This is a genomic window from Ruegeria sp. AF7, from assembly GCF_056541885.1.
On the sequence record NZ_JBQFYX010000001.1, the window covers coordinates 172,939 to 194,457 of the forward strand.

Sequence of the window (21,519 nt, forward strand, 5' to 3'; positions counted from 1 at the left end):
TTGAATCGTGCGAAGGTGTGATATGACGGAATTGCTGACAGCAGCGCAGATGAAAGCCATCGAGCACGCGGCCATCAGGTCCGGTGAGGTTACGGGTTTGGAACTGATGGAGCGGGCAGGGCAATGTGTTGTCGAGGCGATCTTCGAGGAATGGCCGGATCTGGACAGGCGAGGGGCCAGCCCCTCGCGCTTCCCGGAGTATTTGGAAAAAGATGAAGAGGATCCGCTGCGTGCAGTCGTATTGTGCGGGCCCGGAAACAACGGCGGTGACGGGTTTGTCGTGGCGCGGCTTTTGCGGGAACTGGGCTGGAAGGTTGAGGTATTCCTGTATGGCGATCCCGAAAAGTTGCCGCCGGATGCCCGGGTGAATTATGAGCGATGGGGTGGTTCGGCAAAGGATGTATCTGAGATCGCACGGGGCAGAATCTTTTATCCGGATATTCTCATCGACGCATTGTTTGGGACCGGTCTAACAAGATCGATTGAAGATGTGAGGCTATGGGAAGTTCTTTGGGCATATGATGACGCAGAGACGGCATGGGAGTTGCGGCGTCAGGATGGAGGTACGCACATAGTTCCTCCACGCACGGTCGCGATAGACGTTCCTTCAGGTCTTTGCGCAGACTCAGGTAAAGTCGTGGGAGAACTTTTCCCTCAGCATGGACGTCGCTGTGCACGATCAGCACTTACGGTTTCGTTTCATTCGAGAAAGCTTGGCCACGTGCTGAGTGAGGGACCATATTTTTGCGGACATGTTGTCACGAAAGATATCGGGTTGAGGCAGGATGCGGGGGGCGACGAGATTTCGAAGGCTGTGGAAAATCTGCCTGGGGTTTGCCTTGGTAAGAGTATGAATGAGCACAAATACACCCATGGGCATGCCCTGATCCTTTCGGGTGGGCCCGGCAAGACAGGTGCGGCGCGACTGGCCGCGCGGGGGGCGTTGCGGATTGGGGCAGGGTTGGTGACGCTGGGGGTGCCATCCTTGGCTTTAGCAGAGGTTGCGAGCCGGATCACCGCCCTCATGCTACAGTGCGTTGATGGGTCTCAAATGCTGTCAGACGTACTGCAGGACGTGCGGATGAACGCCCTTTGTCTTGGCCCTGGTCTGGGGTTGGAGCGAGCCCGGGACCTGGTGCCAGTCGCCCTGATTGCGAAACGTGCGACGGTTCTGGATGCGGATGCGCTGACGGCATTTGCGGGCGATCCCGGAAACTTGTTTGAAATGTTGCATGACCACTGCGTTCTGACCCCGCATGGCGGTGAGTTTGCGCGGCTGTTCCCCGATCTGGCTGAAAAGCTGAGCGAAACGCCGGTCAGAGGCCCCGCCTATTCCAAGGTGGACGCAACGCGAGAGGCATCGGCACGCGCGGGATGTGTCGTGTTGTTCAAAGGGCCGGATACAGTCATTGCTGCCCCGGACGGGCGATGTTCGATCAATGCCGCATGCTATGGTCGCGCAGCCCCTTGGCTTGCAACCGCCGGGTCAGGCGATGTGTTGGCCGGTTACATCGCCGGGCTACTGGCGCGGGGATTCGATGCGATGGCGGCGGCTGAGACAGCAGCGTGGCTGCACGTGGAATGCGCGCGTCGTTTCGGGCCGGGATTGATCGCCGAGGATCTGCCTGAGCAGTTGCCCGATGTTTTCAAACAGCTGAATATCTAGTTGTTTTGGGCAGAAAGCAGCTCAGGCTCTGTCAGAATGGCATGTTTTCGCTGTCAAGATGTGCGCAGATGCATACCGCATATTTGCCAGGTGCATAGGCAGGCATCACTAATTGTTTGCAAGCTGCCAGTACGAGATGGAGCTGTATCTTGTAAGTTAATGAAAAATAATGTAAAATATCCAAATTATTAGTATGTTCTGTTGCTAAAATACAATTCTTGCGTAAGACAAGGCGCAGACCACTGGAACGCTCGGATTCAGTAAACAAATGGGCAGTATCTGAACCCTGAACCAACTATGGTGAGTGAAATGACCCCAAATATCAAAAAGATATCGGTTGCCGCCTTTCTGACTGCCACGGTCGCTGTTCCGGCAGCCGCAGAGCTGAAATACGAAAATAACAGCGGCGGCTATGTGCTGCTTTACGGGCAGTTAAACCCGGCCTTGATTTCGGTTGATGACGGCCAAGATACCGAGACCCGGGTCCTCGACAACGATCTGTCGAACAGCCGGGTTGGCCTGCGTCTGATGCAGCCATTTGGCCAGAACGAGTTTACCTTCCGCTTGGAATCGGCGTTGGGATTGCCGAACTCGACTGAATGGAACCAGAACGGTACAAACTTTAGCGGCTGGACCCGCGACGATATCCGGTTTGTGGATTTTGCCTTGAAGGGCAGCTACGGCAAGTTCTCGGCAGGTCAGGGCAGCATGGCGGCAGATGGTGCTGCAGAAGTGGACCTGTCCTATGTCGGCACCGCGCTGTATTCGTTCACAAACGATGAGAACTCTGGCTTTTTCTATCGCGGCACAAACGGTGTGCTGAGCGGTATTACGGTTGGTGACAGTTCCAGCAACTTTGATGGCTCACGTCGTGGGCGCGTCCGGTATGACACTCCAACGGTTAACGGATTCTCGGCCGCTTTTGCATATGGTCAGAACATTCTGTCCAGCAGTGACGATGATGACTACTACGATGTCGGCGTGTTCTATGAAAACACCTTTGCAGGCGGTGTAGAGTTTGCGGCAGCTGTCGCGTATTCGGTGCGGGAGCGGGATGACAATTCAGGGGATCGCAAGGATACACTCGGTTCGGCCTCGGTGCTGTTGCCCAGCGGTCTGGGGTTCACGATTGCCGGCGGCACGCGTGACGATGACCGAGCTGGCCAGACGGACCCGAATTACTGGTACGGCAAGGTCTCGTACGAGGGGAACTGGGTATCCTGGGGTAAGACAGGTGTCGGCATCGACTATTATGACGGCGCGGATTTCGAGACCAACGGGTCCGACACCAAGGCATGGGGTATCGCTGTCGTGCAGAAGGTCGAAGCGATCAATACCGATGTTTACCTGAAGTATCGCAACCACGATTTCGATGACGGAACGTCGTTCGAAAACAACGAGGCCTGGGTTTTGGGCGCGCGCTGGAAGTTTTAATTGCCTTCCAGCGATCCAACACGAACGCCCCGGTTTTCGGGGCGTTCTTTTTTGCCAAAACCAGGTTGATTCAGCCTTTGCCCCTTGCACGTTGGCGGCAGGGCAAATAGAAGGCGTCAAATTTGCCCGGCGCGCCCGTTTTGCGCGCCCCGAATCCTATGGGGACTACCAAAATGCAGGTTACCGAGACGCTGAACGAAGGTCTGAAACGCGGCTACAACATCGTTGTGACCGCAGCCGAACTGGACGACAAGGTCAATGAAAAGCTGACCGAAGCACAGCCGGAAATCGAAATGAAAGGCTTCCGCAAAGGCAAGGTGCCGATGGCGCTGCTGAAAAAGCAGTTTGGCCAACGCCTGCTGGGTGAGGCGATGCAGGAATCCATCGACGGTGCAATGAACAAGCATTTCGAGGACAGCGGCGACCGCCCCGCGCTGCAGCCCGAAGTCAAGATGACCAACGAGGACTGGAAAGAAGGCGACGATATCGAGGTCGCGATGTCCTACGAAGCGCTGCCCGCGATCCCTGAGGTCGATCTGAAATCGGTTGCGCTGGACAAGCTGATCGTCAAGGCGGATGACGCCGCCGTCGAGGAAGCGCTGAATAACCTGGCTGAAACCGCTCAGGACTTCAAAGCCCGCCGCAAGGGTTCGAAAGCCAAGGATGGCGACCAGATCGTGTTCGATTTTGTCGGCAAGGTTGATGGCGAAGAATTCGAAGGTGGATCGGCCGAAGATTACCCGTTGGTTCTGGGGTCAAACAGCTTCATCCCCGGTTTTGAAGAGCAACTGGTCGGTGTGAAGGCCGAGGAAGAAAAAGACGTCAACGTGACATTCCCGGAAGAATATGGTGCCGAACACCTGGCCGGAAAAGACGCGGTCTTCACCTGCACGATCAAGGAAGTGAAAGAGCCGGTTGCAGCCGAGATCAACGATGAGCTGGCGATGAAGTTCGGCGCCGAGGATCTGGCCGCTCTGAAAACTCAGATTTCGGAACGTCTCGAAGCAGAATATGCGGGCGCGTCGCGCGCGGTCATGAAGCGGGCCCTGCTGGACGTGCTGGACGAAAAAGTGTCGTTCGACCTGCCACCGTCGCTGGTTGAAGCCGAAGCCAAGCAGATTGCACATCAGCTGTGGCACGAGGAAAACCCTGAAGTAACCGGTCATGACCACGGTGAGATCGAACCCACCGATGAGCACAACAAGCTGGCCGAACGCCGCGTGCGTCTGGGTCTGCTGCTGGCCGAGCTGGGCCAGAAGGCAGAGGTGGAAGTCACCGACGCCGAGATGACCCAGGCGATCATGAACCAGGCGCGTCAGTACCCGGGTCAGGAACGCCAGTTCTTCGAGTTCGTGCAGCAGAACGCTCAGATGCAGCAGCAACTGCGCGCGCCGATCTTCGAAGACAAGGTTGTCGACTATGTGTTCGAGCTGGCGCAGGTCAGCGACAAGGAAGTCAGCAAGGACGACCTGCAAAAAGCCATTGAGGCATTGGAAGAGGAATAATCCTCTTCCTTCCCTCTTTGTTCAGAGAGGGGTAAAAAAAACGGAGCCGCCTGTAAACAGACGGCTCCGCATGGGTGGCTTTTGTATCTATGAGGTGAGGGGGTCAGGCCTCATGAGCAAAAGCACGGGGGGTATCTAGCAGAGCGATCTTCTGCTCTGGTGTGAACGTATCCGAGAGCGCTTCGATCAGCTTCAGAACGTCTTGGCGTTCAGCTTCGTTTCTTGCGGCGCTCATCTGTTCCACAAAATACTTCTCAAGATCAGTCAGTGGCTTGTGATCCTGATTGGCCGGGCTCTGGGTTGCTGCCTTCTTGGCTGCAAACAGTGCCAGTGCCTCTTCGTCATCCATAAAGACGTTCTCATGGATGCCTGCAAACTCACGCAGGCCCGAGATGCGTTCATCAGTACAATCCAACAGCGCGGCCAGTGCCGAAACTTTCCCCATGGGAACCGTTTCACCGACATAGTCGTATGGCGCGCAGTTCGACCGTTTCAGGACCCGGTCCATAACCGGATCGATTACGGTGATGATATCCTGAATGCCTGCGTTCTTGGCATATTCCAGAGAGCCGATCATCAGCTCGCAGGTGGCATAAGAGACAGAATTCTTTTCCTTGCCGCGTGTAAGACGCTGCGTGTCCACGCAGAAGCGTGTCGATTCCCACATGGTTGCGCTGCGAAGTGGTGCTTCCCCGCAAAGGATTGCCGAAAACACATCCGACAACATATGAGGTCCTGTGGTCTGAAGGGCACGCACGGCTGCGACGACATTCCCCCCGTCGTCGAGTCCGATTACATATGCCGGGTCCAGATGATCGAATTCATCAATTTCCTTACCGTCTTCGATCTTTACGTCCCATCCAAGACGTCCGCCAAAAACACGTGCTCTCAACTCGAACATTTCGTCAAGAACTTCGCTGAACATATGTCTGTTCAGGCCATCTACCACGATGATCATTTCTTCCCCCTTCGAGTGGTTGTTCGGTAATATTGACGTTACCGCTCTCGAAGGATTTTTCTATTGGGGGATTCCCGTATTTTGGCGGAATTTGGGGATTTTTTTGTTTATCCCGGGGTAATAAGCCCGATCGCTATCGCCCGCCCTACGGCCTGAGGGGTGGTCAGCGCACTAAGCTTTTCCCGGCTCGAACGCAAGTGTACTTCTACGGTTCGGTGCGAAATCGACAAAATATCGCCGATATCCTGCTGCGACTTACCTGCAGCGACCCATTGCAGGATTTCCGCTTCGCGAGAGGACAATGTCGGATGATATAGTGCGCCGGTCAGCTGATCCGAGGACACGACGTTGTCGTGGATGTGCACGGCCATGGCCTGCAAATCGCCGATAAAGTTCGTGTAAAGCTTACGCCACTCTTCCTTGCTGCAATTTCGGGTAGCGCTCAGCAGGCCAATATCACCGTAAGGGCCGCGTACCGGGATCGTAACACCCTGACTAGGCAAGCCAAAATCATGAGCATCCCGGAACACGCGTTGAAAGTCCGGACTTCTTTCCAGACGGCTCCAGTCCACCGGCGCAATACTGCGGCGAGCCATGTGGATGGTCGGATCAATCATGATCAGACCCTGTTTCTGGTAGTGCTCAGTCCAGGCGTCGTCATAGGTGACAAAGCCAGCCACAGTTCCTGCCGCCGGATTCATACCAGCATAGGCAGCATGATCCATGTCATGCTTCTCACAGATTTGCCTTAGAAATTCGGTATATCGAACTTCTGAATCCGGCAGGGTGCTCAGATCGACAATTTCCATGTGGCGCCTACCAGCTGTGGCCCATCTTGCTGCCCGATGGTGTCGTCGAGCATGCGTATTACACAGAGTGGAACCCGTTTACCTCACCAAGTCAGAACATCATACTTTTCTAAACATGACAAGGAGAGGTCTAAATTGTCTGTGCAATACCGCATATTGCGACAACCAATAGAACATTTTTGTCACTATTCAGTTTCAAGTGCTGATTCCGATCGAATTCTGACGCGAATGACCGTCAGGGTGTTGGCCTAAGCCCGGTTTCGACCAGCATTCCTCGGGCTTTAGCTTCGGGATAAAAACCTTTGGCGTACAGAAAAATTGCCCTGCGTTGGTCCCCATCTGAAAGCATCCACGCCCCGCGCAAGTACTTCCCGGCAAACTCAAGGTTGGTGTCGGCGTCCAGCAAACCTTCGGCTTTGCCGGTGTATCCCATCGAGCGCGCCGTGGCTGGCAGGATCTGTAGAAGGCCGTAATAGGGCCGGTTGACGGCCCATGGTCGGTGTGTGCTTTCGCGAATGGCCAGCTTGTGAACCAGTTCCCGCGGAATCTCGTAATGGTCCGCCCATCTGTTGATCGAAGCTCTCAGCTCGGGCGTTTCATTCGGGTGGAGCGGCGGGTCAAAATGTGGCGTACCCGCCTTGGAGACCTGGTCTGCCCCGCAGGCAACCAACGACACAAATAGAAACAGTGCCAGGAAACTTTGGCGCAGATAAACAAGCATTTTTCGGTCCTCTGGATTTCGGCGGCAATGATACGGAACGACAATGAGCCTTCAAGCGTACACGGGAAAATGGGCTGAAACTTGCCGGTACGACTTGTGAATACAAAGGGAAAAAAGAAAAGGCCGCGCTTTGGCGCGGCCTTTAGGATGCTCACAAGCAGCCGGATCAGGCTTTGGCTTCGTCTTCCGCAACCGGTGCCGCGTCGGCAACCATGTCATCATCATCCGAAGCGGCCGAGCCGATGTCGTCGAACAGTTCGGCGATTTCGAATTCAGCAGCGGCTTCTTCTTCAGCAGCCAGTTCCTGAATCGATTTGCCCGAAGCCTGCAGTTCGGCTTCTTCTGCCGAACGGGCCACGTTCATTTTGATTTCGACTTCAACCTCGGGGTGCAGTTTCACTGCGACAGTGTGCAGACCCAGTTCTTTGATCGGGGCGATCAGGACAATCTGTTTCTTGTCGACGGTGAAACCTGCTTCGGTTGCGGCGTCAGCGGCGTCACGCGGGGTGACCGAACCGTACAGAGCGCCGGCATCCGATGCCGAGCGAATCACGATGAACTGCTGACCGTCCAGCTTTTCAGCCAGTGCTTCAGCTTCTTTCTTGGTTTCCAGGTTGCGGGCCTCAAGCTGCGCTTTCTGGGCTTCGAACGACGCGATGTTGGCGTCGGACGCGCTCAGGGCTTTGCCTTGGGGCAGCAGGAAGTTGCGGGCGTAGCCGGGCTTAACGTCAACGACATCGCCCATCTGACCCAGTTTCGCAACGCGTTCCAGCAGGATAACTTGCATGTCAGTCTCTCCTTACTTCACAGCGTAGGGCAGCAGGGCGAGGAAGCGGGCGCGCTTGATAGCACGGGCCAGTTCACGCTGCTTTTTCGCCGAAACGGCGGTGATGCGCGAAGGCACGATCTTGCCACGCTCAGAGATGTAGCGCTGCAGCAGACGGGTGTCTTTGTAGTCGATTTTCGGCGCATTCTCACCCGAGAACGGGCAGACCTTGCGGCGGCGGAAAAATGGTTTTGCGGCCATGGTTTAGTGTCCTTTTCTCAGGCGTTGATCAACGGCGCTCGCGGCGTTCGCCACGTTCGTCACGCTTCTGCATCTGAACCGACGGACCATCTTCGTGGCCGTCGACCTTGATGGTCAGAACGCGCATGACGTCTTCATGCAGGCGCATCAGGCGCTCCATTTCCTGCACCGCGCCCGAGGGGGCATCGGTTTTCAGAAAGGCATAATGGCCCTTGCGGTTTTTGTTGATCTTGTAGGCCATCGTCTTGACGCCCCAGTACTCGCTATCAACCAGCTTGCCGCCGTTGTCAGCCAGAACGGTGCCGAAATGTTCGACGAGGCTTTCCGCCTGCGCGTTGGACAGATCCTGACGCGCGATCATTACATGCTCATACAGTGGCATGTGCACTCCTGTTTATATCAAGGCGCATTTCATAGGCGGGGCCAAACGTTCCTTCGCGACCCTGCCACGAGAGGCTGCGCGATTCATACGACTGCGAAGGATGGCCCCATATACACGTCTGAGCCACAAGGGCAAGCCCTGCCACATATGCCTCTGAGACGCCGCCCAAATTCCTTTAGGCCGCCCAATTGCTGACGCTTTTCGGCTCAAAGTTGTTTTGCATACCGGACATCAACCGGATCAACAGAATTTCGAAAGTAACCTTAAAAGGGTGACGTGTTATGACCGCTACTAACACAAACGCATATCAGGAAAACGTTGCCGGCTCGCGATTTGAGAATTCAGTGCCGGTAATGATCACGTTTGCACCTAACTGGAAGGCCCGCCTGATCCTGGCGCGGATGGTCGGGGCGTTTTTGATCGTTTCTGCGTTCTCAATGTGGTTGATGCCCGGATCGGTGGTCGGCGCAGATGTTTGGCCGATCAAGATGGCGGCATCCATGCTGTTTCTGGTCGTTGGTGTCGCTCTGCTGACAATCGAGGTTCTTGACCCGCGCCCTGACGCCTATTTCGACCCGATCCGCCGCGAAGTCCGGGTATTGCAGAGAAACGAAGACGGACGCCCTCAGACTGTCCTGCGCCGCAGCTATGACTCGCTGGGCGGGGCACGTTTCGAAGAGAATGAAGTCCATCTGTTTGACGTGGACGGAAGTCTTTTGATGAAGCTGCCACTTGAATCGGCGGATGTCAGCCGGGCGCTGAAAGGTCAGCTTAGCAAAAGCGTAACAATTTTCGGCTGAGTTTTATTCTGTTCAAAAAAGAACAGAAGTTGTGAATCAAAAAAGGTTGTGTGCTGCCCTTGGGTGGCACATTTTGCATTCAAGCAGTCCTGACGGACTGCATTCACAAAACCGCGGAGATTGATATGAAATCCACCCTTCTTGCTGCTGCATTGGCCGTATCAGCGACAACGGCATTCGCCAGCGCCGAGAAATACGTGTTGGATCCCAGCCACAGCCAAGTCATTTTCAGCTATGACCACCTTGGGTTTTCAACCACGACTGGCATGTTTTCCGGCTTTGAAGGCGAGATCATGTTTGACCAGGAAAACCCCGCCGCTTCGAGCGTGAACGTTTCGATGCCCGTGTTGGAGATGTTTACCGGCTGGAAGCCCCGTGAAGATCACTTCATGACCGAGGATTTCTTTGGCGCGGCCGAAGGAGATTTGATCACCTTTACATCTACAGGAATCGAAGTGACCGGTGACAACACCGCGAACATCACCGGCGATCTGACGATGAACGGTGTGACCAAATCGGTTGTTCTGGACGCAAAGCTCAACAAGGCCGACACTCACCCGATGGCAAATCAGCCCTGGGCGGGTTTCAATGCCACAACAACGCTGGTCCGTAGCGAATTCGACCTGGGTCAGTTTGCACCGTTTGTCAGCGACGAAGTGCAGATCCAGATTTCGGTCGAGGCACAAAAAGCCGAGTAATCGCGGAATCACGAACAGAAAAACGCCGGTGATCAAATCACCGGCGTTTTTTTTTGCCTTACTGACCGCGTGCCGCAGTGAGTTCTACGGATACTGCGACGGTAAAGCCCAGCGAGTCTTCGGTAGGCTGCGATGTGCCTACATCAAACGCCAGCCGGTTAAGCTCGGTCGTGCCCGCCATTGTGGCTGTGTCGCCCTGAAGATCCAGCGAGAAGGGCAAAACGACGTCGATCGACTTGTCGCGAATTGTAAGCGGGCCGCGCGCCTCGTACCCATTTTCTGTTTTATAAAGGTCGGCCTTGAACTGGGCAGTTGAGAACCGGGCGGTATCGAAGAAATCCGGCCCCATGGCCTGATCAGTTACGGTTCCAAGACTAAGCGAGCCAATGGCTATCGTGACATCGACAGATCCCGCCAATCCCGGGCCTGTGGGCTCGTCAAAGGCAATTGCTGCCGTCCAGTCGGAAAACGTACCCGTAACGGGGCTGTTCAGTTGCGAAATGGTAATCGACAGCGTGCCGTTCTGAACCTGCCATTCAGATTGAACCTCGGCCAGTTGGACATCCGGGGTTTTTTCAACGTTTTGGGCAAGCTTTCCAGTTGCCCAGCCACCGGTGACGACGACGCCCCAGACCGCCAGTGCGGCGACGGCTGGAATCAGTGAATGGGTTTGATGTGGTGGTTCCGGCACATCAGACAGGCCCGGCAACATCCGGCGCAATGTGCTGTCCTTGTCTATGACGTGATGTTTCAGCGCACCTGCGACATGCAGGACAAGGGAAACAACCAGAACCCACATGAATAGCCAGTGCAGAACCCCTGTAACCTCGGCCACGGCGGTGGATTTCGGTACAAAAGGCAGGTTTTGGCCGAAGGGCCAAAGGATTGGGGCAAAGCCTTCGGTCGCGGCGTGGTGAATCCAACCAGTCAGCGGTACAAGGACAAGCGAACCGTAAAGCAGCCAGTGGACGGTTTCAGCGGCGAAGGCTTCGGGCTTGTTGTCAGCATTCAGAAGGCCGGGCTTGGTTTGGGTGAACGCCCAGAGAATGCGGGCCAATGCCACGAAGAACACGGTGACCCCGACGGTCTTGTGCAACGAGAACACGCGCGCGGCGCGGGCAATTTCCACCTCGGTAGGGGCAGTCGCCGAGTGTAATACCGCATGCGCCAGATTGTCTGCGACCCAGCCGAGGGGCAAAGCTGTGAAGATCAGCAACGCGGTCAGCCAATGAAACGTCTTTGCGATGCTGCCGTAGCTTGAAAAGGAATTGGTCGATTGCATATGTCGGGCGCTCCGGGATTCTAGGGTGTGCCCAAGGTAAAGCCGGATGAAACAGACACAAGTGAGCGCGGGTGCACACAAATGGTGCCAGAATGCAGAAAGCAGGCAATGCTTGTGCCAGACGGTCAGTCAGTTTACACCCCGCCGCAACCTGACACCATCCATGAGGTTGCAATGACACTCGCGTTCGTTTTCCCGGGGCAAGGCGCCCAGACCATAGGTATGGGCAAAGCTCTGGCTGAGGCCTACCCGGCAGCTCAGGCCATCTTCGATGAGGTGGACGACGCGTTGGGCGAGAAGTTGAGCAGCCTGATCTGGGACGGCGATATTGCTGACCTGACACTGACCCAGAATGCACAACCCGCGTTGATGGCAACGTCGATGGCAGCCATGCGCGCTTTGGAAGCCGAAGGCGTATCTGTCAGCAAGGCGGCTTTTGTGGCGGGGCATTCACTGGGTGAATACTCGGCTCTGGCCGCGGCGGGCGCCTTGTCTGTTGCAGATACTGCGCGTCTGTTGCGCACCCGTGGTCAGGCCATGCAAAGCGCCGTACCCGTGGGCAAGGGGGCCATGGCCGCCATTCTGGGGCTGGATCTGGAGGCCGTGGGCGCCGTGGCGGAAGAAGCCGCACAGGGCGAGGTCTGTCAGGCCGCAAATGACAACGATCCCACACAGGTCGTCGTGTCGGGTTCAAAAGCCGCTGTCGAGCGCGCAGCCGAGATCGCCAAGGAAAAAGGTGCAAAACGTGCCGTTATGTTGCCGGTAAGTGCTCCATTTCACTGTGCGCTGATGAAACCTGCTGCAGATGTAATGGCAGAAGCGCTTGCTGCCGTCGAAATTAAGGCCCCTGTCGTACCTTTGGTGGCCAATGTGCGCGCTGAGGCTGTCAGCGACCCGGATCTGATCCGTCAATTGCTGGTCGAGCAGGTGACGGGTTCGGTTCGCTGGCGGGAAAGCGTGCAATATATGGCGGCTCAAGGCGTGACTGAAACATGGGAAATCGGCGCTGGCAAAGCGCTGTCCGGTATGATCCGCAAGATCGATCGCGAAATCGCGGGCAAGGCTGTGGGTACACCGGAAGACGTCCAGAAGGCCATTCAGGCCGAATCGTAAGCTCAATTCGCGTTGTAACCGACGCAGCAAGAGGGAAACCGAATGTTTGATTTAACAGGTAAGAATGCGCTGATCACCGGTGCTTCGGGCGGTATCGGAGGCCACATCGCACGGGCGTTGCATGGCGCAGGTGCAACGGTTGGGTTGTCCGGTACACGCGTTGAACCGCTTCAGGCTCTGGCCGACGAACTGGGTGAACGCGCGCATGTTCTGCCCTGCAATCTGAGTGACCCGGAAGCCGTTGAAGCGTTGCCAAAGCAAGCGGTCGAGGCGATGGGATCGGTGGACATTCTTGTAAACAACGCCGGAATCACGCGCGACAACCTGTTCATGCGCATGTCTGATGAAGAATGGCAAAGCGTCATTGACGTGAACATGACCTCGACCATGAAACTGTGCAAAGGGGTGATCCGGGGCATGATGAAGGCGCGCTGGGGTCGTATCGTCAATGTCTCGTCCGTTGTGGCCGCAATCGGTAATCCGGGGCAGGCGAACTATGCCGCATCGAAGGCCGGTATGATCGGGTTTTCCAAGGCTTTGGCCCACGAAGTCGCGACCCGCGGAATTACTGTGAATGCCGTGGCACCTGGATTTATCACGACGGCAATGACCGAGAAACTGACTGAGGAACAGAAAAAGGGTCTGTTGCTCAAGGTTCCGGCCGGGCGCATGGGCGATCCGGAGGAAATTGCAGCTGCCGTTCTGTATCTTTCCAGCCCCGAAGCGGGCTATGTTACCGGAAGCACCTTGCATGTGAACGGCGGTATGGCCATGTTGTGAGCGCGACAGGGGCAAGTGCGAAAGCGTTTGCCTCTTGCGTCGACTATGCTATAGGCGGCGCATCTATGCGGGGCCGGTCGTTCAGGTCGGCCTTCTATTTCCCGGTTCGCCGGGACCGAAACCGCCCAAAACGGGCAAACCAAAGCCAACCCGTGCGGGCAAGGGCAGAATCGGGCGGACCGCCCTGTAAAGGAATGAGGAATAGACATGAGCGACGTCGCAGATCGCGTTAAGAAGATCGTTGTTGAGCACCTGGGTGTTGAAGAAGATAAAGTCGTGGAAAACGCGTCCTTCATCGACGATCTGGGCGCAGACAGCCTGGACACTGTTGAGCTGGTCATGGCCTTCGAAGAAGAGTTCGGCATCGAGATCCCCGATGACGCAGCCGAGACCATCCAGACCTTTGGCGACGCCGTCAAGTTCATCAGCGAAGCGTCCTAAGCGTTTCTTTCTGATTAAAATCGGCGCTTCCGGGCAACGGGGGCGCCGTTTTTTTATGCCCGGCCGAATTTCGGGCTTGCGTGGCTATTGTGGCCTGCGCACTGTTTCCACTGAGGCAAAACTCAAAGTGGACAGGGCATGATAAGATCCACTCCGATGATAAATACCGCGCGTTTGACGCTGTGCGCTATGCGCCCAGAGGACTTTGACCGGTTCGCGGAAATCTGGCGTAACCCTTGCGTCGTGCGGCATATCGGCGGTTCTCCCCGATCGCGTGGCGAAGCGTGGGATTCTTTCCTGCGTAATGCGGGGCATTGGCAGATGGCCGGTTTTGGTCAGTGGGGCGTAATGCAGCAATCGAATCGTACGCTGATCGGGCAAGCCGGATTCTTCTATAGCAACCGACGCATGGGCGAGGATTTCGACGGCTTCCCCGAGGCAGGGTGGGTACTGGTCCCCGAAGCACAAGGGCAGGGATTGGGATACGAGGCCGCCAAGGCTGCGCATGACTGGTTTGACCGGGTGATTCCCGGACCGTTGGTCGCGATGATAAACGCATCGAACGCGTCTTCGCAGAAACTCGCCAAAAAGCTTGGCTATGTTCTGATGCGGGAAGGGGTGTATAATGAAACCCCGGTGCATTTGTTAAGGCGCAACGGACCGCCAGCCCGCGCGTAAATTCGCCACTTAATCAGTATGCCGCAAAATGGCCAAACTGTGCCGATCCCGGAGATTTCGGGCGGGCATTCCAGTTGTATGGTGCCGGGGATTTCAAAACGATTGAGCGGAGGACCGAGCTCATGAGGATTTACCCCACGATGGAACTGCAGAACGGCCGGTGTGTCTCACTGGACAAAGGTCGTCTGGATGATGCGATGATCTGGCACGTGAATCCGGTAGAAACCGCACGGAGCTGGGCAGAGGCGGGTGCCGAATGGATGCACCTGACGGATTTCGACGCGATCGAGGGCAAGGATACCAACGCGCAGCTGGTCGAAGATATCATTCGCAAGGCCGAGATTCCGGTGCAGTTGGCGGGTGGCATGCGCACGCGCGAACAGATTGAGCGATGGATCGACAAGGGCGCGGGCCGCGTTGTGGTTGGCACGCTGGCCGCGCGGGAACCGAACCTGGTCAAGGAACTGGCCAAGCTTTACCCGGATCAGATCGTGCTGTCGGTTGATGTGTGGCAAGGCCTTGTCATGACTGACGGCTGGCGCAGCCAAAGTGCATTCACGCCCGAAGCCTTTATTGATGCGTTCGGCGATGCGCCCTTTGCCGCTATCGTGGTAACCGACATCGACAGTGACATGGAAGATGTCGAGGCACAGCTTGGTCTGATTTCGCGGCTGGCAAACCATTCGCGTACCCCGGTGATTGCCAGCGGTGTCGTGCGCACAGCAGACGATATCTCGCGGCTGGCATACATCCCCAATATCTCGGGCGCGATTGTCGGGCGTGCGTTGTTCCGCAAGACACTGGACTTGGCCACAGCGCTTGAAACTGCCAAATCGGCCCACGAGCCGGTCGCGCAGTTTCAGTAAGCAACTCCGCCCTTTCGGCTGGACGCGCGAAGGGGCGGTTTTTGACAAGCGCCGAATTTCCGGTTTCCTTGGGAAATCGGCGGCAGGACGCCAGGGCGGAAAGAACCGTTGCTCTTGCCCCCGCACCCCGGGCCGGGGTATGAGCGGTTCTCATAAGAGGAAGCAGGCAAGAGGCACTTCATGCGCAGAGTCGTTGTAACCGGTCTTGGATTGGTCACTCCTTTGGCCAGCGGGGTCGAGGAAACCTGGTCGCGGCTGCTGGACGGAGAGTCCGGCGCAGGTCCAATCACGCATTTCGATGCAGAGGCAAGCGGGGTCGCAACGACCTACGCCTGCGAGGTGCCGCGCGGCGACGGAACCAACGGGACCTTCAATCCCGATGACTGGATGCCGCTGAAAGAGCAGCGCAAGATCGAGGACTTTATCCTGTATTCCATCGCGGCCGCTGAAATGGCCTGTAAGGATGCAGGCTGGCTGCCGGAAGACGAAGAATCGCGCCTGCGTACTGGTGTTCTGATCGGCTCGGGCATTGGTGGTCTGGGATCGATTGCCAATACCGCGAACCTGATCCGCGACAAGGGTCCGCGTCGGGTATCTCCGTTCTTTATTCCGGGCGCACTGATCAACCTGGCCTCGGGGCAGGTATCAATCCGTCACGGGTTCAAAGGGCCGAACCACTCGGTCGTGACCGCATGTTCAACCGGGGCGCACGCAATCGGCGACGCCAGCCGCATCATCCGGGCAGGTGACGCGGATGTCATGGTGGCAGGTGGCGGCGAGGGCTGTATCTGCGAGATCGGTATCGCCGGCTTCAACGCATGCAAGGCGCTGTCGACCAAATTCGCAGATAATCCCAAGGCTGCCAGCCGACCCTATGACGTGGACCGTGACGGTTTCGTGATGGGCGAGGGCGCTGGCATCGTGGTTCTGGAAGATTACGAGCACGCCAAGGCGCGCGGTGCCAAGATCTACGCCGAAGTTCTGGGCTATGGTATGTCGGGCGACGCCTATCACATCACCGCCCCGTCCGAGGATGGCGACGGGGCCGAACGCTCCATGAGAGCGGCGTTGCGCAGCGCCGGGCTGGAGCCGAAAGACCTGGATTACATCAACGCGCATGGCACCTCGACCATGGCGGACACGATCGAACTGGGCGCGGTTGAGCGTCTGTTGGGCGAGCATGCCGAGAATGCGACGATGAGTTCGACCAAGTCGGCAACCGGTCACTTGCTGGGTGCTGCAGGCGCGATTGAGGCAATATTCTCAATCCTGGCAATCCGCGATCAGGTCGCACCGCCAACAATCAACCTGGACAACCCGGCTGTTGAAACTCCGATTGATCTTGCCCCCAATGCCAAGCGCGAGCGTGAAATCAATGTGGCGCTGTCGAACTCGTTCGGGTTTGGTGGAACCAATGCCAGCGTGATCTTCGGAAAGGTCAATTAAATGTGGCGGGCCATCGCTTCGAATGCGCTGACCATCCTGGTGGTCGGCCTGTTTCTGGTGGGCGGTCTGATCTTGTGGGGACAGTCGCAGTACAAGGCCGAAGGCCCACTTGAAACTGCGATTTGCCTTCAGGTCAAAAGCGGCTCGAACATGACACGTGTCAGTCGCGATCTGGAAGATCAGGGTGCCATTCGCAGTTCAATTCTGTTTCGGATGGCCGCTGACTATACCGATCAGGCGCAGCGGTTGAAAGCGGGCAGCTTTCTGGTGCGCGAAGGTGCGTCTATGGCGCAGATCATCGAAGAGATCACCAGCAGCGGCGCCAGTACTTGTGGGTCGGAAATCGAATACCGTATCGGTGTGACACGCACCCAAACCCGCGTGCGTGAATTGAACCCGGCAACATTGGATTTTGTCGAGATTGCTTCATTTGATGCGGCAGAGGAAGAAACGCCTGATGCCTATACCGAGAAGCGCAACGAAGCTGACACGCGCTATCGCGTGTCGCTGGCCGAAGGTGTGACCTCGTGGCAGGTGGTTGAAGCTCTGAAATCATTCGAAGCGCTGTCAGGTGAAGTGACCGAGATCCCGGCTGAGGGCATGTTGGCCCCGGACAGTTACGATGTTGTGGCCGGACAGGATCGCAATGCGATTTTGCAGGCCATGCAGGACAAGCAACAACTGCGGATCAACGCGGTTTGGGAAAGCCGCCAAGGCGGGTTGCCACTGGACACTCCGGAAGAGATGCTGATCCTTGCGTCTATCATCGAAAAGGAAACCGGTGTTCCGGAGGAACGTGGCCAGGTCGCCAGTGTGTTCGTGAACCGCCTGAAACAGGGGATGCGCCTGCAAACAGATCCGACCGTCATCTATGGCGTGACAAAGGGGCAGGGCACATTGGGCCGCGGGTTGCGGCGCAGCGAACTGAACCGTCCGACACCGTGGAACACCTATCAGATTGACGGGCTGCCCCCGACGCCGATCGCAAATCCGGGTCTGGCGAGCCTTGAAGCTGCGGTCGCGCCGGATGACACCAACTATGTGTTCTTCGTCGCCGACGGCTCGGGCGGTCATGCGTTTGCAGAAACCCTGCAGGAGCATAATCGCAATGTTGCCAAATGGCGCGAAATTGAGGAACAGCAAAGCTCGGGGAATTAAGCCCGGCGGATTGCTGGATTTGCCAACGAAAACGCCGACGCCGGTATGAAAACTGGCGTCGGCGTTTTCTTTGGCAGCCTGTTCAGTCCTTAGGCGGCTGAACGTCTTTTGTTGGGACGGCGCCGTCTGCTGCTGGAAGGTTTCCCATCACCGTTAGCCGGTTTGGGCTTGAACCCGCGACGGCGGTTGTTTTGTCGACGTGCAGGTTGCTGAACCTCGACCCCTTCCGGCATGGTGCCGCTTGTGACAGGGATTTCAATTTTCATCAGCTTCTGGATTTGACGCAGCAGGTCGACTTCTTCCGGTGCACAGAAAGCGATCGCTTCCCCCTCGCGCCCGGCACGGGCGGTGCGCCCGATTCGGTGGACGTAATTGTCGGGCACGTCGGGCAGGTCGAAGTTGATGACATAGGCGACGCCGGGGATGTCGATGCCACGCGCGGCAACGTCGGTGGCCACCAGTATGTTCACCTCACCTGCGCGGAAGGCCTTGATCGCCCGGTCGCGCTGGCCCTGGCTTTTGTTCCCGTGAATGGACGCCGCGTTGAAGCCGTCGTCCACCAGCCCTTTCATCAGCCGTTCAGCGCCGTGCTTTGTGCGGGTGAAGACCAGCGTCAGAGCATCCGCGTCCTGCGACAGGATTTCGCGCAGTTTCGAGGGTTTTCCGGGTTTCGAAACAAAGTGAAGGGACTGGGTGATCTTGTCTGCGGCCTTGCCCGGAGGCGAAACCTGCACCCGCTGCGGATTGTTCAGATAGGCGCGGCTGAGCTCCTCCATCTGTTTCGGCATTGTGGCCGAGAACAGCATGGTCTGGCGGGGCGTGCCCAGTGCAGGTGCAATGCGACGCAGAGCGTGAATGAAGCCCAGGTCAAGCATCTGATCTGCTTCGTCCAATACCAGATGGCGCACCGAACCAAGGTCAACAGCGCCCCGTTCCATCAAGTCAATCAGGCGGCCCGGTGTGGCAACCAGAATATCGGTGCCGCGCGCGAGGAACATCACTTGTTTGTTGATCGACTGGCCACCAACAACTGTTGCGACCCGCAGCTTTGTTCCTTTGGTGAGGATGCGCAAACTGTCGGCGATCTGGTTCACCAACTCGCGTGTAGGGGCGAGGATCAGAGATTTGGCTGTTTTGGGATCGGGCTTGCCGGGCTGCGCCAGCAGGTGGTCGATCAGGGGCAGGCCAAAGGCCAGTGTCTTGCCGGTGCCGGTTTGGGCCAGCCCGAGGATGTCATGCCCGTTCAGGGCCAGCGGAATGGCCTGGTTCTGAATCGGGGTGGGTTGTGTGAAATTGGCGCGTTTCAACGCGTCGTTCAGTGTCGGCGCGAGGCCGAGCATGTCGAAGTCGAACAAAAAATTATCCTTTACAGCCCGCAGGTTAAGCCCCGCGAGCAGGTGATGACTGGCCACGTTCATGTGACCGGCAGGGTTGTGCGAGACCTCGGGATGCGCGGGCGAATCCAGCGCCATCCGGCCATCGCGTAAAGAACCCTGCGTGAAGGGGAACCGGGAGTTATGTGTTGGCGCTGTGGGGCCTGAAGCCCGACGATGCTCACGCGGTGGCGCCGTGATGAGGGGCACATGAGGGTTTCGGGGGGAAATGTCAAGGACTGGTTTTGCAGCGCGCCGGACCCTGCGGCGCCGAAATCGGGTGATGCGGGCGATTTTGAGCGCGATTTCGGAAAATGTCAGGTTCGTACACGCGTCCGCGCGGGGGTTGTACAATTTGTACACGCTGAAAGCGGCACAGGGGTAACCCTGTATTAACCCCTCTGGTCGGTGAGGCGGTCAGGGCTAGGGAGGAAAAAGGGCCCGGGCGGCGTTTAGGCCGAGGGTTACCACAGCCGGAAATTCACTGTCCGTTAACCTGCACCGTACGATCCCTGTTGCGCGACTGTTGCGTAAACCCTTGACTTTGCGCGCTTTATCCCGTATAGGTTGTGTCATGCTAGAAGAAGTGGGCGAACGGCATCGGGGTGACCCGGTGGCCGTTTTTTCGTTTCTCTCGTGCGGAGAACACTCACGCATGAGGTCACAGGCAAACATGACTTTGATTACCCCGGAAGAGCGGATTTCCCAGACGGCTGAACTGTTGCAGTCCCTGGAAAGGTCCATTCGCGATCTGCGGCAAGCGGCAGAAGACCTGCGCAAACAGATCGGTGCCGGGGAGGATGCAGATCTTGCTGGTTCAGCCAAGCAACTCGGTCAGCTGGAGGGGCTGATCCGAAGTTGCCAGAAAGTGGAGACAAGCTTTGTCGAACAACATTACAGACAAGCCGGAATTGCCCAAGGGGGCTATGCGCTCGACCTTGAGCGGGCCCGATTTGAGATCGGGTGCAGGCTGGCTCGCCTCCGCCAATGCTGCGGTGCGGGAGAGATTTCTGAGTGAGATCGGGGAGGGGGGGCTGTGTGCCCTCCCTTTCCTGTTTGAATTCTGGGCGCTGCCGCATCAATTGCCGCCCGAGGGCGACTGGCGGTCCTGGGTGATCATGGGCGGGCGCGGTGCGGGCAAGACGCGCGCCGGGGCTGAGTGGGTAAGGTCGATGGTCGAGGGGCCGAAACCGCTGGACAAGGGCGAGGCGTGCCGCGTGGCGCTAGTGGGTGAAACATTCGATCAGGTGCGCGACGTGATGATCTTTGGCGACAGCGGGATATTGCAATGCTCGCCCCCGGATCGTCGGCCCACGTGGAAGGCATCCGAACGCAAGCTGATCTGGCCCAACGGGGCCGAGGCGCAGGCGTTTTCAGCGCATGATCCCGAAGGGCTACGCGGGCCGCAGTTCGATGCGGCCTGGGTGGATGAGCTGGCCAAGTGGAAGAAAGCGGGCGAGACCTGGGACATGCTGCAATTTGCGCTGCGTTTGGGCGAGAGGCCCCGGGTCTGCGTGACCACGACACCGCGCAATGTGAAGGTTTTGAAGGATTTGCTGGCGTCGCCCTCCACCGTGCAGACCCATGCGCCAACCGAGGCGAACCGGGCCAATCTGGCGGCGTCGTTTCTGGAAGAAGTGCGCGCGCGCTATGCGGGTACACGGCTGGGGCGGCAGGAGCTGGACGGAGTGCTGCTGTCGGATGCGGAAGGCGCGCTGTGGACGGGTTCGATGCTTGAGGCGGCGCGGTGCGCAAAGGTGCCCGAATTGGATCGCATCGTGGTGGCGCTGGATCCGGCGGTGACGTCCGGGTCAGGCGCGGATGCCTGCGGGATCGTGGTGGTTGGCGCGCAAGTGCAAGGCCCGCCCGAGGCGTGGCGCGCCTATGTGCTGGCTGACCGGACGGTGCAGGGCGTTGGCCCGGCAGGCTGGGCGCAGGCGGCGATTGACGCGATGGATGAGTTCGGGGCCGAACGGCTGGTGGCCGAGGTCAATCAGGGCGGGCAACTGGTGGAAGAGGTCGTGCGACAAGTGGATCCTCTGGTCCCTTATCGTGCGGTGCGGGCCTCCCGCGGCAAGGTGGCGCGAGCCGAGCCGGTCGCGGCTTTGTACGAGCAGGGGCGGGTGGCCCATGTGGCCGGGCTGGACGCGCTGGAGGAGCAGATGTGCCAGATGACCGCGCGCGGGTTTGAAGGGCAGGGCTCGCCCGACCGGGTCGACGCGCTGGTCTGGGCGCTGCATGAGTTAGTTGTGGGGCCTGCGGGGGTGTTTAGAAGGCCGAGGGTGCGGGCGTTGTGAATTGAATAGCAAATACCGCTAGAAGTCTGAGTAAGGAATTCCAGAATGGATATTTGAGACAGGCAGATGCATCTTGAATTCAAAG

22 protein-coding genes are annotated in these 21,519 nt (G+C 57.5%); 14 read left to right on the forward strand and 8 right to left on the reverse strand.

What is annotated here, in order from left to right:
* Window positions 1-22: 22 nt before the first annotated feature.
* The 3 genes from ACR0AP_RS00870 to tig all read left to right on the forward strand — a co-directional run bounded on the left by ACR0AP_RS00870 (window position 23) and on the right by tig (window position 4,605).
* Window positions 23-1,666 (forward strand): NAD(P)H-hydrate dehydratase, encoded by a 1,644-nt coding sequence (locus ACR0AP_RS00870; RefSeq protein ID WP_480504711.1) that lies wholly within the window; start codon window positions 23-25, stop codon window positions 1,664-1,666.
* A 309-nt stretch (window positions 1,667-1,975) separates the two neighbouring features.
* Window positions 1,976-3,100 carry a porin gene (locus ACR0AP_RS00875; protein WP_480504712.1) on the forward strand — a complete coding sequence of 375 codons (1,125 nt, stop codon included), beginning with the start codon at window positions 1,976-1,978 and terminating at the stop codon, window positions 3,098-3,100.
* 173 nt (window positions 3,101-3,273) lie between these two features.
* A complete protein-coding gene (gene tig, locus ACR0AP_RS00880; protein WP_480504714.1) occupies window positions 3,274-4,605 on the forward strand; it encodes a trigger factor in 1,332 nt (443 codons plus the stop codon).
* A gap of 103 nt (window positions 4,606-4,708) precedes the next feature.
* Here the strand turns inward: tig and ACR0AP_RS00885 are convergent, their stop codons facing one another.
* The 6 genes from ACR0AP_RS00885 to rpsF form a co-directional block, all read right to left on the reverse strand.
* Complete coding sequence (locus ACR0AP_RS00885) at window positions 4,709-5,563, reverse strand: acyl-homoserine-lactone synthase (RefSeq protein WP_480480382.1); 855 nt, start codon at window positions 5,561-5,563, stop codon at window positions 4,709-4,711.
* A gap of 107 nt (window positions 5,564-5,670) precedes the next feature.
* Window positions 5,671-6,372, reverse strand: a complete 702-nt coding sequence (locus ACR0AP_RS00890) for a LuxR family transcriptional regulator (protein WP_267364591.1) — start codon at window positions 6,370-6,372, stop codon at window positions 5,671-5,673.
* Window positions 6,373-6,607: 235 nt separating this feature from the next.
* Window positions 6,608-7,093: a transglycosylase SLT domain-containing protein gene (locus ACR0AP_RS00895; protein ID WP_480504716.1), complete on the reverse strand. Its 486-nt coding sequence runs from the start codon at window positions 7,091-7,093 to the stop codon at window positions 6,608-6,610.
* A 166-nt stretch (window positions 7,094-7,259) separates the two neighbouring features.
* On the reverse strand, window positions 7,260-7,880 hold the full coding sequence (rplI, locus tag ACR0AP_RS00900) for a 50S ribosomal protein L9 (protein WP_267364588.1): 621 nt from the start codon (window positions 7,878-7,880) through the stop codon (window positions 7,260-7,262).
* Between the two features lie 12 nt (window positions 7,881-7,892).
* Entirely contained in the window at window positions 7,893-8,120 is a 228-nt protein-coding gene (gene rpsR / locus ACR0AP_RS00905; protein WP_005608650.1) for a 30S ribosomal protein S18, read from the reverse strand.
* Window positions 8,121-8,148: 28 nt separating this feature from the next.
* Complete coding sequence (gene rpsF, locus ACR0AP_RS00910) at window positions 8,149-8,502, reverse strand: 30S ribosomal protein S6 (RefSeq protein WP_209503558.1); 354 nt, start codon at window positions 8,500-8,502, stop codon at window positions 8,149-8,151.
* Window positions 8,503-8,783: 281 nt separating this feature from the next.
* On the opposite strand from rpsF, the gene ACR0AP_RS00915 reads away from it, so the two are divergent.
* Both ACR0AP_RS00915 and ACR0AP_RS00920 read left to right on the forward strand, forming a co-directional pair.
* On the forward strand, window positions 8,784-9,302 hold the full coding sequence (locus ACR0AP_RS00915) for a hypothetical protein (RefSeq protein ID WP_480504717.1): 519 nt from the start codon (window positions 8,784-8,786) through the stop codon (window positions 9,300-9,302).
* Window positions 9,303-9,427: 125 nt separating this feature from the next.
* Window positions 9,428-10,000, forward strand: a complete 573-nt coding sequence (locus ACR0AP_RS00920) for a YceI family protein (RefSeq protein WP_267364582.1) — start codon at window positions 9,428-9,430, stop codon at window positions 9,998-10,000.
* Window positions 10,001-10,058: 58 nt separating this feature from the next.
* Here ACR0AP_RS00920 and ACR0AP_RS00925 read toward each other — a convergent pair whose 3' ends face one another.
* Window positions 10,059-11,282, reverse strand: a complete 1,224-nt coding sequence (locus tag ACR0AP_RS00925; protein ID WP_480504719.1) for a cytochrome b/b6 domain-containing protein — start codon at window positions 11,280-11,282, stop codon at window positions 10,059-10,061.
* A gap of 174 nt (window positions 11,283-11,456) precedes the next feature.
* Here ACR0AP_RS00925 and fabD point away from each other — a divergent pair, with 174 nt between their 5' ends.
* The 7 genes from fabD (at window position 11,457) to mltG (ending at window position 17,764) form a co-directional block, all read left to right on the forward strand.
* Window positions 11,457-12,395, forward strand: coding sequence for an ACP S-malonyltransferase (gene fabD / locus ACR0AP_RS00930; RefSeq protein WP_480504721.1), 939 nt, complete (start codon window positions 11,457-11,459; stop codon window positions 12,393-12,395).
* A 42-nt stretch (window positions 12,396-12,437) separates the two neighbouring features.
* On the forward strand, window positions 12,438-13,175 hold the full coding sequence (gene fabG, locus ACR0AP_RS00935; RefSeq protein WP_480504723.1) for a 3-oxoacyl-[acyl-carrier-protein] reductase: 738 nt from the start codon (window positions 12,438-12,440) through the stop codon (window positions 13,173-13,175).
* 207 nt (window positions 13,176-13,382) lie between these two features.
* Window positions 13,383-13,616 (forward strand): acyl carrier protein, encoded by a 234-nt coding sequence (locus ACR0AP_RS00940; protein ID WP_050602116.1) that lies wholly within the window; start codon window positions 13,383-13,385, stop codon window positions 13,614-13,616.
* Window positions 13,617-13,754: 138 nt separating this feature from the next.
* Entirely contained in the window at window positions 13,755-14,294 is a 540-nt protein-coding gene (locus ACR0AP_RS00945; RefSeq protein ID WP_480504725.1) for a GNAT family N-acetyltransferase, read from the forward strand.
* A 122-nt stretch (window positions 14,295-14,416) separates the two neighbouring features.
* Window positions 14,417-15,160 (forward strand): 1-(5-phosphoribosyl)-5-[(5-phosphoribosylamino)methylideneamino]imidazole-4-carboxamide isomerase, encoded by a 744-nt coding sequence (locus ACR0AP_RS00950; protein WP_480504727.1) that lies wholly within the window; start codon window positions 14,417-14,419, stop codon window positions 15,158-15,160.
* Window positions 15,161-15,340: 180 nt separating this feature from the next.
* Window positions 15,341-16,606 (forward strand): beta-ketoacyl-ACP synthase II, encoded by a 1,266-nt coding sequence (fabF, locus tag ACR0AP_RS00955; RefSeq protein WP_480504729.1) that lies wholly within the window; start codon window positions 15,341-15,343, stop codon window positions 16,604-16,606.
* A complete protein-coding gene (gene mltG, locus ACR0AP_RS00960) occupies window positions 16,607-17,764 on the forward strand; it encodes an endolytic transglycosylase MltG (RefSeq protein WP_480504731.1) in 1,158 nt (385 codons plus the stop codon).
* Window positions 17,765-17,853: 89 nt separating this feature from the next.
* Here mltG and ACR0AP_RS00965 read toward each other — a convergent pair whose 3' ends face one another.
* Window positions 17,854-19,119: a DEAD/DEAH box helicase gene (locus tag ACR0AP_RS00965; protein WP_480505788.1), complete on the reverse strand. Its 1,266-nt coding sequence runs from the start codon at window positions 19,117-19,119 to the stop codon at window positions 17,854-17,856.
* Between the two features lie 691 nt (window positions 19,120-19,810).
* Here ACR0AP_RS00965 and ACR0AP_RS00970 point away from each other — a divergent pair.
* Together ACR0AP_RS00970 and ACR0AP_RS00975 are read left to right on the forward strand one after the other, a co-directional pair.
* Entirely contained in the window at window positions 19,811-20,155 is a 345-nt protein-coding gene (locus ACR0AP_RS00970; RefSeq protein ID WP_480473381.1) for a hypothetical protein, read from the forward strand.
* Window positions 20,064-21,434, forward strand: coding sequence for a DNA-packaging protein (locus ACR0AP_RS00975; RefSeq protein ID WP_480504733.1), 1,371 nt, complete (start codon window positions 20,064-20,066; stop codon window positions 21,432-21,434). Before ACR0AP_RS00970 ends, ACR0AP_RS00975 begins: the two co-directional genes overlap by 92 nt.
* Window positions 21,435-21,519 lie beyond the last annotated feature (85 nt).

Bases quoted from the DNA above. Each gene is read 5' to 3' on its own strand.
- ACR0AP_RS00975 (WP_480504733.1), top strand. From the start codon at position 20,064: ATGCGCTCGACCTTGAGCGGGCCCGATTTGAGATCGGGTGCAGGCTGG.
- ACR0AP_RS00970 (WP_480473381.1), top strand. From the start codon at position 19,811: ATGACTTTGATTACCCCGGAAGAGCGGATTTCCCAGACGGCTGAACTG.
- ACR0AP_RS00875 (WP_480504712.1), top strand. From the start codon at position 1,976: ATGACCCCAAATATCAAAAAGATATCGGTTGCCGCCTTTCTGACTGCC.
- ACR0AP_RS00870 (WP_480504711.1), top strand. From the start codon at position 23: ATGACGGAATTGCTGACAGCAGCGCAGATGAAAGCCATCGAGCACGCG.
- ACR0AP_RS00915 (WP_480504717.1), top strand. From the start codon at position 8,784: ATGACCGCTACTAACACAAACGCATATCAGGAAAACGTTGCCGGCTCG.
- ACR0AP_RS00890 (WP_267364591.1), bottom strand. From the start codon at position 6,372: ATGGAAATTGTCGATCTGAGCACCCTGCCGGATTCAGAAGTTCGATAT.
- rpsR (WP_005608650.1), bottom strand. From the start codon at position 8,120: ATGGCCGCAAAACCATTTTTCCGCCGCCGCAAGGTCTGCCCGTTCTCG.
- ACR0AP_RS00895 (WP_480504716.1), bottom strand. From the start codon at position 7,093: ATGCTTGTTTATCTGCGCCAAAGTTTCCTGGCACTGTTTCTATTTGTG.
- ACR0AP_RS00945 (WP_480504725.1), top strand. From the start codon at position 13,755: ATGATAAGATCCACTCCGATGATAAATACCGCGCGTTTGACGCTGTGC.
- tig (WP_480504714.1), top strand. From the start codon at position 3,274: ATGCAGGTTACCGAGACGCTGAACGAAGGTCTGAAACGCGGCTACAAC.
- ACR0AP_RS00940 (WP_050602116.1), top strand. From the start codon at position 13,383: ATGAGCGACGTCGCAGATCGCGTTAAGAAGATCGTTGTTGAGCACCTG.
- rplI (WP_267364588.1), bottom strand. From the start codon at position 7,880: ATGCAAGTTATCCTGCTGGAACGCGTTGCGAAACTGGGTCAGATGGGC.
- ACR0AP_RS00925 (WP_480504719.1), bottom strand. From the start codon at position 11,282: ATGCAATCGACCAATTCCTTTTCAAGCTACGGCAGCATCGCAAAGACG.
- ACR0AP_RS00950 (WP_480504727.1), top strand. From the start codon at position 14,417: ATGAGGATTTACCCCACGATGGAACTGCAGAACGGCCGGTGTGTCTCA.
- ACR0AP_RS00920 (WP_267364582.1), top strand. From the start codon at position 9,428: ATGAAATCCACCCTTCTTGCTGCTGCATTGGCCGTATCAGCGACAACG.
- fabG (WP_480504723.1), top strand. From the start codon at position 12,438: ATGTTTGATTTAACAGGTAAGAATGCGCTGATCACCGGTGCTTCGGGC.
- mltG (WP_480504731.1), top strand. From the start codon at position 16,607: ATGTGGCGGGCCATCGCTTCGAATGCGCTGACCATCCTGGTGGTCGGC.
- ACR0AP_RS00885 (WP_480480382.1), bottom strand. From the start codon at position 5,563: ATGATCATCGTGGTAGATGGCCTGAACAGACATATGTTCAGCGAAGTT.
- rpsF (WP_209503558.1), bottom strand. From the start codon at position 8,502: ATGCCACTGTATGAGCATGTAATGATCGCGCGTCAGGATCTGTCCAAC.
- fabF (WP_480504729.1), top strand. From the start codon at position 15,341: ATGCGCAGAGTCGTTGTAACCGGTCTTGGATTGGTCACTCCTTTGGCC.
- fabD (WP_480504721.1), top strand. From the start codon at position 11,457: ATGACACTCGCGTTCGTTTTCCCGGGGCAAGGCGCCCAGACCATAGGT.